At 29.5% G+C, this 14,150-nt stretch carries 14 protein-coding genes; 3 read left to right on the forward strand and 11 right to left on the reverse strand.

Annotated features, from left to right (window positions below):
• Window positions 1–11: 11 nt before the first annotated feature.
• From ASKIR_RS10305 to ASKIR_RS08465, 11 genes are all read right to left on the reverse strand, one after another.
• On the reverse strand, window positions 12–3,107 hold the full coding sequence (locus tag ASKIR_RS10305; RefSeq protein ID WP_066350374.1) for a flagellar hook-basal body complex protein: 3,096 nt from the start codon (window positions 3,105–3,107) through the stop codon (window positions 12–14).
• 93 nt (window positions 3,108–3,200) lie between these two features.
• The gene (locus ASKIR_RS08420; RefSeq protein WP_115588150.1) at window positions 3,201–4,880 is read right to left on the reverse strand and encodes a flagellar hook-basal body complex protein; all 1,680 of its coding nucleotides are present in this window, start codon (window positions 4,878–4,880) and stop codon (window positions 3,201–3,203) included.
• 13 nt (window positions 4,881–4,893) lie between these two features.
• Entirely contained in the window at window positions 4,894–5,568 is a 675-nt protein-coding gene (locus tag ASKIR_RS08425; protein WP_115588149.1) for a flagellar hook assembly protein FlgD, read from the reverse strand.
• 12 nt (window positions 5,569–5,580) lie between these two features.
• Complete coding sequence (locus tag ASKIR_RS08430; protein ID WP_066160451.1) at window positions 5,581–5,868, reverse strand: FliM/FliN family flagellar motor switch protein; 288 nt, start codon at window positions 5,866–5,868, stop codon at window positions 5,581–5,583.
• 50 nt (window positions 5,869–5,918) lie between these two features.
• Window positions 5,919–6,644, reverse strand: a complete 726-nt coding sequence (locus ASKIR_RS08435; RefSeq protein ID WP_066160448.1) for a FliH/SctL family protein — start codon at window positions 6,642–6,644, stop codon at window positions 5,919–5,921.
• Window positions 6,644–7,654, reverse strand: a complete 1,011-nt coding sequence (gene fliG, locus ASKIR_RS08440; RefSeq protein WP_066350370.1) for a flagellar motor switch protein FliG — start codon at window positions 7,652–7,654, stop codon at window positions 6,644–6,646. The genes ASKIR_RS08435 and fliG overlap by 1 nt, the downstream gene beginning before the upstream one ends.
• Window positions 7,655–7,663: 9 nt before the next feature.
• On the reverse strand, window positions 7,664–9,379 hold the full coding sequence (gene fliF, locus ASKIR_RS08445; protein ID WP_228137888.1) for a flagellar basal-body MS-ring/collar protein FliF: 1,716 nt from the start codon (window positions 9,377–9,379) through the stop codon (window positions 7,664–7,666).
• 12 nt (window positions 9,380–9,391) lie between these two features.
• Window positions 9,392–9,787, reverse strand: coding sequence for a flagellar basal body rod protein FlgB (gene flgB, locus ASKIR_RS08450; RefSeq protein WP_066350369.1), 396 nt, complete (start codon window positions 9,785–9,787; stop codon window positions 9,392–9,394).
• Window positions 9,787–10,506, reverse strand: a complete 720-nt coding sequence (locus tag ASKIR_RS08455) for a flagellar hook-basal body protein (RefSeq protein WP_066350368.1) — start codon at window positions 10,504–10,506, stop codon at window positions 9,787–9,789. Before ASKIR_RS08455 ends, flgB begins: the two co-directional genes overlap by 1 nt.
• A 14-nt stretch (window positions 10,507–10,520) precedes the next feature.
• Entirely contained in the window at window positions 10,521–11,408 is an 888-nt protein-coding gene (locus ASKIR_RS08460; protein WP_066350367.1) for a hypothetical protein, read from the reverse strand.
• Between the two features lie 18 nt (window positions 11,409–11,426).
• Window positions 11,427–11,798, reverse strand: a complete 372-nt coding sequence (locus ASKIR_RS08465) for a response regulator (RefSeq protein WP_066350365.1) — start codon at window positions 11,796–11,798, stop codon at window positions 11,427–11,429.
• Window positions 11,799–11,958: 160 nt separating this feature from the next.
• Between ASKIR_RS08465 and flgG the strand changes: the two genes are divergently transcribed.
• Genes flgG through ASKIR_RS08480 form a run of 3 tightly spaced genes read left to right on the forward strand, consistent with a single transcriptional unit; the run spans window position 11,959 to window position 14,148 of the window.
• A complete protein-coding gene (gene flgG, locus ASKIR_RS08470; protein WP_066350364.1) occupies window positions 11,959–12,747 on the forward strand; it encodes a flagellar basal-body rod protein FlgG in 789 nt (262 codons plus the stop codon).
• A 15-nt stretch (window positions 12,748–12,762) separates the two neighbouring features.
• Window positions 12,763–13,134 carry a hypothetical protein gene (locus ASKIR_RS08475; RefSeq protein WP_066160426.1) on the forward strand — a complete coding sequence of 124 codons (372 nt, stop codon included), beginning with the start codon at window positions 12,763–12,765 and terminating at the stop codon, window positions 13,132–13,134.
• Window positions 13,135–14,148 carry a hypothetical protein gene (locus ASKIR_RS08480; RefSeq protein WP_066350363.1) on the forward strand — a complete coding sequence of 338 codons (1,014 nt, stop codon included), beginning with the start codon at window positions 13,135–13,137 and terminating at the stop codon, window positions 14,146–14,148.
• The last annotated feature ends 2 nt before the right edge of the window (window positions 14,149–14,150 follow it).

Raw genomic sequence — 14,150 nt, forward strand, 5'->3', positions numbered from 1 at the left:
AAATTTACTACTTATCTTTTTAGGTTAATCAGTGTACTTAATAGCTCATCTGAAGTTGTAATAGATTTTGCATTTGCTTCAAACGCTCTTTGAAATACCATTAAATTTACTAAGCTTTCACTTAAATCTGCTTTACTAATCTCCAATGCTTGTCCCATTACACCATCTGTGTTGTTATTATTTGTACTATAAATTACATTTCCAGACTCTTGTGTTGCTTTGAAATTATTACCACCAACAGCCTCAAGTCCTCTATTGTTTGTAAATCTAGCAATTGAAACTTGCCCAACAGCATATTCAACTCCACCATCAGTGATAGTTACCAATCCTGTACTATCAATTTTAAATGCACCAAATTTACTATCTGAAATATTTAAAAGGTCTAATCTTAATTGAAGACTCTCTTGAGTTGAAGTTTGATCAACTCTTGTTGTAATCTCCATAAACTCTCCACCTGCACCTTTGTTTCCAGAATAATCACTATTTACTTCTATAAATCCTTCTTTCAAATCCCATACAGGAACAGCTAAATCATTAATTGTTAAAGTAGGTAAAGTTCCAGCAAATCCTGTAAATCCTGAAGCACCTGCTTTCTCTCTTAATACCACATCTCCTGCACTAAATACTACTTCATATCTATTTCTTAGATTTGGTTGTTTATCAAGCTCTGCTTGTAATTTTGTTGCTAAAGTTGCTTCTGTTTCTGATTCACTAGAAGTTACTTTTATCTCTGTTCCCATAAGGTTTAATACAAACTCAGATCTTGATTTTGGTGCTGTAAAATCAATATCAAAAACTCTCTCTTCTGGTGTACCAGCATTATAAGATGGAGAAGCTACATAAACACCATTTGTAGCACTTATATTTAAATCTGTTGCTGTATTAGAAGTATCCACAACTCTTTTTTGAACTATACTAATTCCATCTGCTCCACTAGAAGTTGCTGTTACTAAACCAGCTAGTGCTGGATCATTTTGTATTTGAGCTAAAATTTGATTTCTAATATCAGCTTGAGTTCCTGTATATCCAACTCCTGTTGTATATGAGTATGCTGTACCATTTATTGAAATAGAGTATGTTGTAGAGTCAGCAACTGCACCAATAGTCAATGTCCCTTGCTCTAAAACTGTATTAGTTCCAGCATTTGAAGAAGGAGTAGATGTTGGTGGATTTGTACTTCCAACTGTAAGTCTTAAATCACCTTCAATTCTCTCTCCATCAGCAGCTGTTACAGTAAAAATACCAGCATTCATAGGACTAATTACTAACTCTCTTCCTGGATTTGCAGCATTATATGTTGCAATATTTCCTGCGATTGCTGTATAAATAGCATTTTGATCTATTGGTGTTGTTGTTGTAAATGGTGTTGAAATAGTTGAGTTTCCTACTTTAATATCATAAGTATATGTAGCTTCATTTACCAAAGCATTTAAATCAACTGTTGGATCAGTTGCTAATCTTGCATCAAACTCAACATCATAATTTTGTTCATTTGTTTCAATAACAAGATGACCATTTATATTTTTTGCAATCACATAATCACCTAATTGAGGACCTGAAGATGTTCTTGTATTGTTTATTGCATCTACTATACTATTTATATCTCCACTCTCTACATTTCCAATTTCAATTGGAACAGCTTGTGGAGGAACAGCTCCATCATTTGGTACTGGAATTACATAACCTAAATCTTTATCAAAAATATTTATACTAAATGAGAAAGTTTTATTATCAGCAGCTCCATATAAATCTTGAACTGAATAAACACTTCTTTGATTTCCAGTAACAAGTTTTGAAAGAGCATCTCTAGCATCTTCAAGTGCTTGTTTTCCAGTTCCTTGAGTTGCTGTTGCTGTTGTTTGGAAAGTTCCTTTTACTGAGAAGTTTGTATTTTCACCTGAATACTCTGCTACTTGAGATATTTTAAACTCTTTTCCAGGAATTAGACCCTTAATTTGAACAACTCCTCTTAACATATCAGCTAAGTTAGTGCTCTCCTCATACATTCCGTTTGGATTTAAAACATCACTTGTTGGATTTAATCTATCTTTTGCTAAATAGGCAACAACTCCTGACTCTTTATTAGATATTTGATCAGCCATTGCTTTATAAGTCTCTATTTTTCCAGCTAATCTATCATATTTTGCTATCTCTTGATCTTTTGCTGATCTTTCAGCTTCTGTAGCTGTTGGCATGATATCTATTTGAGATGGATCTTTTAAATCATAAAGTTCTCTTTCATTTATAGGCGATAAAGTAAGAGAGTTCCAAAGCTCTGATCTCCAATTTGGTGTTGTTTTTGTTACAACAAATTTCTGAGTATATGTATTTCCATTTATAATAACTTCAATCATATCTCCTTCTTGCCCAATAATAGAAGTAGGAGGAGTTCCTGTTTTAAAGTTTACTTGAGATATTTGTGCAGTTGAACCTTTTGATGGAACATTTGGATCTTCTTGATATTTTTGTAAGATTTGATTATAGTTTGAAAGTGCCATATCAATATCTTTTAATTTTGCTGCTTTTGTTTTACCACCAGCTCCACTAAATACAGTTACTGGATCTGATTTTGCTGTTTCATTATAATTTGTAGCTTTAGCAGCAATTGTTTCAATAAAATCTTTATGTCTTATTATTGAATTTCCCATAGTTTTGATATAGTCATCAGTAAATCTTGAAGCATTTTGATTTGTACTAACTACATCATTTTTTTGATCTATTGAGCTCATAGCCCAACCTTGAATCTCAAATCCATCTGGGTTTTGTAAAGTTCCATTCTCTCCCATTCTGAAGTTTCCAGCTCTTGTATAGAATGTCTCTGCAGTTCCAAGAGTATTTTTATTTATTACAGTGAAAAATCCATCACCTTGAAGTGCAACATCATAATCCACTCCAGTAACTTTTGAACCACCTGTTACGAAAATCTTCTCTGCATCTTGAACATATGACCCTTTCCCAATTTGTCCTTGGTAAATTTGATCTGCAAAAGAGATTCTTCCCGCTTTATAACCAACTGTATTAACGTTTGCTATATTATTTGATTCATTATCTAAAGCTTTTTGATGTGCTGATAATCCTGATATTCCAGTCCATAATGCGCCTATCATATCTTATCCTTTATTTTTAAGGTAAATGAACATAAATGTTCATACTTCTATACAATATTTGTACAAAAGTATAAACACTTGAATTTATACTATCTATCTTTTCATCTCAATTGCTGTTTTTAAAAACTCATCTGATGTTGTTATAGATTTTGAATTTGCTTCAAATGCTTTTTGATATACCATTAAAGAAGTTAAAGTTGAACCATAATCAATATTTGCTCTTTCAAGAGAGCCACCTCTTATTGTATTCATAGAGTCTGCGTTAAAAGCATCTCCACTATACTCAGTTGCTTTATATAAATTTCCACCTTGTGCTTCTAAGCCTTGTTCATTTCTAAAAGCAACAGTGCTAAGTCTTCCAACTAAAAATTTATGACCACCATTTGTAGCATAAACAAAACCATCATCACTTATTGATACATCAACTAAACTACTATCTGATATTCCAAGAGCAGCTAAATTTACACTAATATCACTAACTCCATAGCTTGTTAAATCCCCATAATTCATAACATTTGTTATCTCTAAAAATTGGGCATCAGCTCTTTGTAATGCATTCATTAAAGAGTTTTTAGCACTTTCAACCATTGCTAATCCACTACCTTCAACTGCTTCTTGCATAGTATTTGGATTTAATTTCTCACTATTAGCCTCTATGTCACTAATTTTAAAAGCTTTACCTGAAACCAAATTTTCAATATCTATCATTCCATTTTTTACACTTGCACTATAACCCGTTGTTGAGGATATTTTATTTGCTAACTCTTTTGTAGCATTTACAAGGGAATAAGCATCAACATAATTTCTTATTTGATTATCTCTTCTTGTTTGAGCAACATCTTTTAAAGCTATCTCTTCGGGTGTTGTAACTGGCATATTATCTATATCTTCTTGAGATTGAATCTGATTTGGATCTGTAAGATTATATAAATTTCTGCCATCTTGGCTTAAAAAATCATATAACTCTTCCATCTTACTTTCATCTATATTAATATCTTTATCAAATTCAACTTTATATGCTCTTCCATCTATATTAAAACTTAAAACATTGCCTTCACTTTTTAAATCCCATCTTTGCTTTGAAAAATCAATTTGAGAGATTTGATTTTGTGAAGCTATGCTATTTTGTGATTGATTATTTTGATAAGAAGCTAATTTTTCACTGTAATTTACAATTAAAAGTTTTATATCATCTATTTTATCTTGTGCTGTTTTAAAACCATCTGCATCTTTCTGTATAGAGTCATTTTTTGCACTACTTACATAATCTGTAGCTTTAGCATTTATATTATAAATTGTCCCATTTCCATCGCTTATATTTCTAGAAATAATACTTACTCCAAAATCATCTGTAAATATATTTAAATTAGGGTTTGTTGAGCTTGTTAATCTTTCTTGTGGAACAAGTCCTTGAATTTTATAATCTTCTTGCGTAACCAAAAATCCATCTTTTGCCTCTACTAAATTTCCAGCTCTTGTATATGAAATAGAATCATCTTGTCTATTTTTTACTACAAAAAAACCTTTTCCTTCAATAGCAACATCAACTCCAACTCCAGTTCCAACTATTTGACCTTGAGTAAAACTTTTTGAAATACTTTGAACCTGAACCCCTTTTCCAACACCACTTTGTGAATAAAGAAGATCTGAAAAACTTATCTCATCTTTTTTGTGTCCAACTGTATTTGCATTTCCTATATTGTTAGATTCAATAGAAATTCCTTTATCTTGTTGCCAAATACCAGACATTCCATTCCATAATGAACCTATCACAAGAACCCCTTTTCTAGAAAATTTTAGTAATTGATGAGAATGGTATAGTTACACTCTCATCAGATAATACAATTTGAGTTTTACCACTTAAAACATAATCATGAGTAGAAACCTCTTCACCATTCTCATCTTTAATTACAAGTTTGCCATCTTTTACTAAAGGTTTCCCCAAAGATTCTAAAACTATAGTTTGTCCTGTTTTATTTCCCTCATGATCATAAAGATTTCCTTCTTCATCATAATTTGCAGCTTTATACTCTTCACCATCTTTTAAAGCAATACCGTTATAAAGATACTGCCATTCACTAGCTTGCACCATAATCTCACCATCAACTATCTCAATAGAATCAACAGCAAAAGCTCTTAAAGCTCCATCTTCATTTACACTTCCATTTTCAATATTTTTTCCAATAATTCCAGTTGCTGTTGAAAGTGAATTTTGATTAAATGCAGTTTGAATTGCTTGTAAAGATTTTATCATCTCCATATTTGCATTTAATGTACTCATTTGCATCTGAGTTGAAAGCATTTTTGCTGAATCCATAGGCTTAGTAGGATCTTGAAGCTTTAACTCTTCAATCATAAGCTTTAAGAAATCATTTGTTGTTAGTTGATCATTTGTAATACTTTGAGTATATTGGTTACCATAAGAATCTGTTGTACTATTTACTGTCATACCATCTGCCATTTTAAGCTCCTTTTATATCATATGCTCTTCGAAGAAATATCTTACAACATTATCTGAATCCATTGCATCTTGAACTCTAACTGCAAGCTTCTCATCCATAACGATTATATCACCTGTACCAATAATTCTTGAGTTTACATAGATCTCACCACCGCTTCCAGCTGGTTTGTGAAGTGAGATAATATCACCTTCAGTCAACTTTAAAAATTCACCAATAGAGATATTTGTGTATCCTAGCATAACATCTACAACTATCTCTGTATCAACTAGTAAATCATAAACTCTTTCACTTATTTCCATTTTTATAATCTTTTTTTAAATTTGATAAATATTATATCACAAAAACTTTTTTATATTATTAAATCAAGTGATTCCAACATTGAAGATATTTTAGCTTCAATATTTCCATCAAAATTTCCAATATTACTAGCAATTACAACACCACCAGCAACAACATTTATATCTTCAACTAACTCTATATAATTTTCAAGTTCAAGCTCTTTTTTCAAAACAATATAATCTTTTGGATTTAAATGAATTCTTACTTTTGTAGCACCCTTAACTTTTTCTAAAAGTTGAGATATTGTCTGTTTTGCAATTTTTTCCGAATTTTGACTAAGTTCAATTCCAATAATTTTCTTTGCAATTGTAAGTGATGTTTTTAGCATCTTATTTTCAACTTGAGTTGCTGTTTTTTCAAAGAAAATTGCTTGTTCTTTTAAATCTTTTATTGCTTTTACAACTTGAGAATCTAACTCTTTATTTTTAGATACAATATCTCCCTCAATTCCTAATATTTTTTGAGAAATTGCCTCTATTTTTTGAGCTAAAGATGAGAATTCTGCAAAAATTGGTTCAATTTTATTCAAAACTTCACTATTGTCTATTATTGCTGGAACCTCTTTTACTAATTCTACTTTAAGATCTTTTTCTAAATCCTCTTTTTCATTTAAATTACTATCCAAATCTTTCTCATCTAAAGATTTACTTTTTTTAGAGAAACTATTTAGCTCAAATTTTTTTATATTATCGCTATTACTTACTATTTTTGCACTTGCAAAGATACTATCTGCCATTATGTACTCTCTCTTTCTATTACACCATCTTCAATCATTTTTTGTGCAACTGCCAACATTCTTCTTTGCGCTGCTTCAATATCTTTAATTTTAACTTTCGTAAGCATTTCACTCTCTTCATTAAATCTATCTCTAACCCTTTGAGACATTGCACTTGTAACTTTTCTAATCTGCTCTTCTGTAGCATTTTTCATAGCAACTACAACATCAGCTGATTCAACACCTTGAATAATTTTCATAATGTACTCTGTATCTAAATTTAATAAATCTTCAAATACAAACATATTATCTTTAATTCTATTTGCTAAAGATGTATCAATACCATTAATATTTTTAAGAATATCAATAGCTTTTGGTCCCATTTTATTCAACATATCAGCAACAACCTTAACTCCACCAACATCTACAATTGATGATAATAAAGATTCTAATTTTCTCTCTAGAACTGCTGAAATAGTTCTTACAACATCTGGAGAAACATCTTTAATAGTAGCTATTTGAATACTTACTTTTACTCTTGTTTCTTCATCTAATTCCATTAAAACATCAGCTGATTTTGATGGATCCATATGAGATAGAATAACTGCAATTGTATGAGGTGATTCATCTTTAATAAAATCGCTTAACTGTTTTGGATTAACTCCATCAAGATATGAAAATGCTTGATTTGCTAATTTCATTCTAGAAAGTTTTTCTAAAACTTCATCTGCTGCTTCCTGCCCGATAGATTTATATAAAATTTCTTTTGCAAAATCGTAACCACCTGAACTTATAAAGCCTTTTGTTCTTGTGTATAAATGGAACTCTTCAAGAATTGCTAAAGAGACCTCTTTATTTATTGATTGAATTTGAGTAATTGCTGTTGAAATTTGTTCTACATACTCTTTATCTAAAAATTGAAAGATTTTTACAGTTGATTCTTCTCCAATAAGAACAAAAAACCTAGCAACCTTTTCAATCATTGATAGACCTTTTAAGACATCAATTTCGCCGTATGGATTAATTGCCATTTATTATCCTTATTTAAAATTTACATTACCTTCGCTTAATAGCAACTCTATCATTCTTGCTATATCAGCTGGGTTATTGTTTATCTCTCTATCTAGCTCTTCAATAAACACCTCATATTTTGCTGCAGACTCTTCATCAAGTCCATCAATATTATTTAAGATTTGACTTTTTACTTTTGATTTTAATCTTCCTTGAGCTGTATTTTGATCAAGTTCATCATCAAGTCCAGCAAGCATATCTTTTACTAAATCTTCATCATCAATACTTAGTTCCTCTTTTTTACCTTCACCTAAAATTACTAATTCACTATTTGATACAAATCTTCTATAAAATATAAATAGTATTATTCCTATTATTAAATATTGAATGTAATCTTTATACTCATCCAATATTGTCTTTATTGTAGATGCATCAAAATACTCATTTTGACCACCTATTACATTTCCAAATTCATCAATAGCTTGACCATTTGCATCATAAGATTTAAGAGTTAAAAACTTAAAATCTTTTACAGATACTTTATCTCCTCTATTTTTATCAAATCCAATTGCATCTTCGACTAAAGATTGAAGATTAGCCAAGAAAACATCTTTTTGAGGATGATTTTCTAATACAGTTGAATCAAAAGTAACAGATGCTGTAACTCTTCTTATATTTGAAAAATTTGAATCTTTTTGAGATATTATTTTTCTAGATATCTCATAATTTGTAACTGTATTTGAGCTTTCGCTACTAGAAGAGAGTTTGTTTCCATCACTTGCAATTTGTGGTGGTTGAATATTATTATCAACTCCAACAACTTGCATATCATTTGGCAAACCAGTCGAATCACTTGTACTTTCAATTACTTGTTGAGATCTAATAGTTCCTTCTGGACTATAAATCTCCTCTTCAATATCTTTTTTTACAAAATCTAAAACAACATTAACTTTAGCAACAACTCTTCCAAATCCAACAACAGGCTCAAGTAAAGATATAATCTTTTTCTCATAATCCTCTTCAACTTTATCTTTAAACTTTGTTTGAACAGTTGATTGTTGTCTATTTATATCTTCAGTGCTAAGCTCGAGTAAATTACCCTCACTATCAATTAATTGTATATTTTCATTTTTTAATTCAGGAACAGCTGAAGCTATAAAGTTTTTAATACCATCAATTTGTTTTTGTGTTAAAAATAGACCTTGCTTTAAAGTAATAACAGCCGAAGCAGTTGTTTGTGCTCTTTTTTCAGTAAATATTGTCTCTTTTGGAATTGCAATTTTTACATCAGCTTTTAAAACACTTGAAAGTGACTCTAAACTACGGCTTAGTTCTCCCTCTAATGCTCTTAAATATTTAACTTTATTCTCAAAATTAGTAGTTCCAATAGTTGATTTCTCAAAAATCTCCCAACCAACATGTTTATTTGAAGATGCTTCACTAGTTACTAATTTTATTTTTGCAATATTTACAAACTGTTGGGTTGTTCTTAAAGTTAAATCACTTCCAGAACCTGTTACTATAAAATCAATTCCAGCACCCTCAAGCTCCTCAGTTGCTCTCATAACATCTGCTTGAGTAAGGTTTGAAGCTATAATATAGTTGTATTGTTTCTCTTTACTTTTTACAGTTGTAAATATTAAAAAACCTATAATCAAAAGTGCCAACAAACCTATTCCACCAAAAATGGCCATTTTTTGAGCTTTATTAAAGTTATTTATAAATTTTATCAGTTGATCTAGCAATATCTATCCTAATTAATTTTTACCAGATGAATCAATCACTGATCTAAATAGTTTTGAATCTCGTTTTATAGATGTCTGTATAGCATCAAAAATTATCTTATTTTTTGATTGTTCACTAATTTGACTATCAAGATTTACATTATTTCCATCGTTTTGTTCTATTAAGTCAGGAACTTGTATCAATCTTGGATTTGAATTTGGTTTATAATCAATATTTTGCATATGCATAGATGAAGTTCTTGTCATTTGAATAAGTTGCTGTTGTTTTAACTCATCTTCAAAAACCAAATCTTTAGTTTTATAGTTTGGTGTATTAATATTTGCAATATTACTTGATATTACCTTCTGTCTCTCACCTCTAAAGTTTAACTGCTCAAAAAGTTTTGCTGATACATTACTTGCGTGCATTATCTAGTATTCCCTCCAACTTTTTCTATTAATCCAGCATTTAATTCATCAATTGTCTTAATAGCTTTTTGTGATTGTTCAAATCTTCTATGCGCATCAATTAACTCTACCATTGTAGAGACTCTATTTACATTTGATTGCTCAACAGATCCTTTTATAATTCTGTTATCATTATTCTCTAAATCTTCAACTTCATCTAAATTTATAGCCGTATAGTTATTATTTCCAACTTTTTCTAAATTTTTAAATGAAGTTTGTGCAACTCCTATTTGAAATTCAAATCCTTCTTCTATTACAATTGCCTCATTATCAGCATTTAAAACATTGTTTCCATTTCCATCAACTAAAAAACCATCTAAATTCTTAAATGCTCCATTTCTTGTATATAAAATATCACCATTTTGATCTTGTATTTTAAAAAAAGTATCATAAGAGTTTAAAGCAAAATCTAACTCATTTCCAGTAGTTCTAATTGCTCCCATATGAGGATCTGTATATCTTGTATCAATTTTTGGAATATTATTTATAGTAATAGACTCTACAAACTTTTTATTACTACTATTTTCCATTCTCTTTAAGTACCAATTAAAAGTTGTTTCAGCAGTTCCCTCTTGTTTAAATCCTATTGTATCAGCATTTGCTAAGTTATTACTTATCTGATCCAACCTATTTACTTGATTTATCATAGATGCTGCTAATGGGTACATTCCTTGATTCATTTTAAAGTTTCCTTCTATTTATTGAATTCAGCAATTAGTTTATCTAAATCATCACCAACTAAATCTTCAGTATCTGTATCGCCATGAATATGTTTTGCCATTGGTATATCTTTTGGAGCATCTTCTTCAAAAAGATTGTTCAAATATAGTGATAATTTTCTAATAACTGACATAACTCTCTCTATTTTTTGTCTATTTATATCATTAAATTGCATTAATTCCATACCTTGGAATATATGAACATCTTCATTGTCTAAAAGAGTTTTCAAATCTTTTAAATCTAACTGCAATTGATTTATTTTCTCTAACTGTTCATTAAATTGCGAAACATTTGGAAATTTATCACATAAAAGATTCAAAAATGCCATTTGAGAAACTGCAATCTCTTCAAAACCTTTTATTTTTTTTCTAATGTCATTATTATTATCTAAAGCTAGACTTAATACATCAAAAATTTGTGAAACTTTTTCTTCAGAATCATTAGCAACTTGACTTAATTGGCTTACTACTTTTGTATCATTTTCAGCTGGAAAAGGAAAAACTCCCTCATTTATTTTTGAAGATGACCACTCTTTGACAATCTCATCTTTATCTATACTCTTATTTTCAGGTTCATCTTTTTTTGAACTATTTTGCTCTTTATTGTCTTCTTTAATAGAGCTTTCTGGATTTATATTTTCTATTTCGTTAAGTAAAGTGCCTATCTCTTCAATTTTGCTATCTTTTGAAGAGTTAGTATTAGTTTGTTCACTTTGTATCGTACTATTTAAAATAGCTTCTAGTTCTTCTGTTTTAACATTCTCATCTAAACTTTCTTCAACTTTAATATCTTCTTTTGGTTCATCAGTTGGAATATCAATTCCACCCATTAAAGCCTCTATATCTTCTTGACTCATTCCCATAAGTAAACCTTTATTTGACTATTTTTTTAATACACCATCTAGTTTTTCTTTTAAAACCTCTGCATTAAAAGGTTTTACAATATAGTTATTTACACCTGCTTTTAAAGCTGTAATAACCTCACTTTTACCACCTTCAGTAGTAATCATAATAATTGGAGTTTTTTGGTGAGTTCCTTCACTTCTAACTTTTTTAACCAACTCCAAACCATTCATATTTGGCATATTCCAGTCTGTTAGGATAATGTCATAATTTCCTTCAGTAAGAAGTTTCCAAGCTTTTAATCCATCTTCAGCTTCATCGAAGTTATCCTTACTAAATCCTAGTTGCATTACAACATTTCCAATAATTCTTCTCATTGTTGAGCTATCATCAACTATTAGAATTCTCATTTTTTGCCTCTTTATATTAAAGTATTTCTATAAAGTATGCATTATATAAAAAATGTTTTAAATTTTTACTTAAAACTAAAACTATTAAATTAAATAGCTTTATCTTAATTTAATCCTTCTTTTAGTACAATCTAAGTTAATTTCAAAAATGGAGAATTCTATGATTAGAGGTCTTTATACAGCTGCAACTGGTATGAATGCTATGCAGCATCAAATTGATGTAACATCAAATAACATTGCAAATGTTAATACTACAGGTTTTAAACAAGATAGAGCAGAGTTTCAAGATCTAATTTATGAATCTTTAAACTATACAGCAGGTCAAACTACTATTGATACTATGAATCCAACAGGTATTGATGTGGGACTTGGAGTAAGACTTTCAAATATTCAAAAAAATTTCACAGAAGGTGATCTAAAAGGTACTGGTAATCCACTTGATATTGCAATTACTGGAAGAGGTTTTTTTCAAATAGTTCTTCCAAGCGGAGAGATTGCATTTAGTAGAAATGGAAATTTTAAATTAGATGCTGATGGTAATGTTGTAAATGGAAATGGTTATTTACTAGAGCCACAAATTGTAGTTCCTGAGAATGTAAAAGATATAAGTATTGGAAATGATGGATTTGTAACAGCAAAAGATCCTCAAACTGGAGATACTATTGAACTTGGTCAAATTATTTTAGCAGATTTTATAAATCCTTCTGGTTTAACTCCACTTGGAGACTCTTTATTTTTACAAACTGATGCTAGTGGTGATGTACTAGAAGGTGAACCATTAACTGAACAGTTTGGTGGACTTAGACAATCTATGCTTGAAAGTTCAAATGTAAAACTTGTAAATGAGATGGTAGATTTAATTACTGCTCAAAGAGCTTATGAAGCAAACTCAAAAGCAATTACAACTGCTGATGGTATGTTGGATACTGTAAATAGATTGAAAAATTAATAATATTTAATAGTTATGAATTTTGAAGAGCTAAAAAAAAGAAGAGAGAGAAACCTAAGTAGGCACAAACTAAAAAAAAGAGCCTACTACCTAAAGAGTAAGCTTAATAAAGAGATAGATTACGAAGATGAACTAAAAGATGATGGCTTTTTGCTAAAGATGAAATCTATTGCAAAAAGTCAAAAAGAGTATATATTTAGTAGAGAGTCTATAATAAAAAATAAGATAAAAGAGTATCAAGAGAAAAAAAGAGAGTACTATGAGCAAAATAAAGAGAAAAGGCTTGAGTATGATAAAGAGTACAGAGAGAGAAAAAAAGAAGAGCTAAAAGAGTATAGAAGAAAATACTATGAAAAAATTAAAGAATCTAAATTTAAAGAGGATTAAATGGCTGAAGATATAAAAAACGAAGAAGCTTCTAATAGTGTTGATGAACAAGATAACAAAGAGAATAAAACTAATCATAGTTTAAATAAAGCAAATTTAATAAAAAAAGCTTTAATAGCTGGTATAGCAATCCTTGTTATATTTCTACTTATTATTTTAGTTTTAATACTAACTAAAAAGCCAAATAGTGTTGAAGAAACTTCTAGTGCTCAAGTAGCAAGCCAAATTGAACAAAATATAGAAACTGCAGAGAATAAACAACTAAATGAAAATCAAACTGTCCAAAATGAAGAGAGTGATTTTAAATTTGACTTTAATAATCTTGAACCAGATAAATTAAATGAGCAGTTAGAGCTATTAACTAATAAAAGCTTAGAACAAAAAGCTTTAGAAGAGTTATCATTATTGGAAAAAGAAGAAAAAAAATCAAGTAATGCTTCATCTATTTTTGTTGAATCAAATGATTCTAAAACAGAAAATATTATAAATAGCACTCAAGAGAGTGTTAATAATGAAGTATTAGTTTTAAATGATGTTGAAGAAAAAAATATTGAAATCAATAGTGAAACAAAAGAGAGTGAAACTATAGAAAACAGTGATGAACCAATAGAGACTAAAACTATTTTAGAAGATGAAAAAGAAGAGCTTACTAATAATACGAAAAAAGAGATTGAGATATCAAAAGAGTCAAAATCTTTAATTGTTTTTGAGGATGAATCTAAAAATGAAGATACAAAAGCTTCGGATATTAATAAATATGAATTTTTAAAAATAATAAGTGTTGCAAAAATAAAAGGAAATCTAAAAAAATCTTACTATAACAAAATTTATAACATAGATAGTTCTGTTTTGCTTTGTAGAGACTCATTAGGTAATATTGAGATATATTTTGGACCATTTAAAGATAACACGAAGCAAGAGAATCTTTTAAATAGACTCTTAGAAGCTGGTTTTAGTGAAGCATACAATCTAGAGATGGAAAAAGAAGAGTTTAATAAAAGATGCAACTACTAATT

The organism is Aliarcobacter skirrowii CCUG 10374, assembly GCF_003544835.1.
Taxonomy (GTDB): domain Bacteria; phylum Campylobacterota; class Campylobacteria; order Campylobacterales; family Arcobacteraceae; genus Aliarcobacter; species Aliarcobacter skirrowii.

Excerpts from the sequence above, each read along its gene's own strand:
- ASKIR_RS10305 (WP_066350374.1), bottom strand. The coding sequence starts at position 3,107 with ATGATAGGCGCATTATGGACTGGAATATCAGGATTATCAGCACATCAA.
- ASKIR_RS08425 (WP_115588149.1), bottom strand. The coding sequence starts at position 5,568 with ATGGCAGATGGTATGACAGTAAATAGTACAACAGATTCTTATGGTAAC.
- ASKIR_RS08430 (WP_066160451.1), bottom strand. The coding sequence starts at position 5,868 with ATGGAAATAAGTGAAAGAGTTTATGATTTACTAGTTGATACAGAGATA.
- ASKIR_RS08435 (WP_066160448.1), bottom strand. The coding sequence starts at position 6,644 with ATGGCAGATAGTATCTTTGCAAGTGCAAAAATAGTAAGTAATAGCGAT.
- fliG (WP_066350370.1), bottom strand. The coding sequence starts at position 7,654 with ATGGCAATTAATCCATACGGCGAAATTGATGTCTTAAAAGGTCTATCA.
- flgB (WP_066350369.1), bottom strand. The coding sequence starts at position 9,787 with ATGCACGCAAGTAATGTATCAGCAAAACTTTTTGAGCAGTTAAACTTT.
- ASKIR_RS08455 (WP_066350368.1), bottom strand. The coding sequence starts at position 10,506 with ATGAATCAAGGAATGTACCCATTAGCAGCATCTATGATAAATCAAGTA.
- ASKIR_RS08460 (WP_066350367.1), bottom strand. The coding sequence starts at position 11,408 with ATGGGAATGAGTCAAGAAGATATAGAGGCTTTAATGGGTGGAATTGAT.
- ASKIR_RS08465 (WP_066350365.1), bottom strand. The coding sequence starts at position 11,798 with ATGAGAATTCTAATAGTTGATGATAGCTCAACAATGAGAAGAATTATT.
- flgG (WP_066350364.1), top strand. The coding sequence starts at position 11,959 with ATGATTAGAGGTCTTTATACAGCTGCAACTGGTATGAATGCTATGCAG.
- ASKIR_RS08475 (WP_066160426.1), top strand. The coding sequence starts at position 12,763 with ATGAATTTTGAAGAGCTAAAAAAAAGAAGAGAGAGAAACCTAAGTAGG.
- ASKIR_RS08480 (WP_066350363.1), top strand. The coding sequence starts at position 13,135 with ATGGCTGAAGATATAAAAAACGAAGAAGCTTCTAATAGTGTTGATGAA.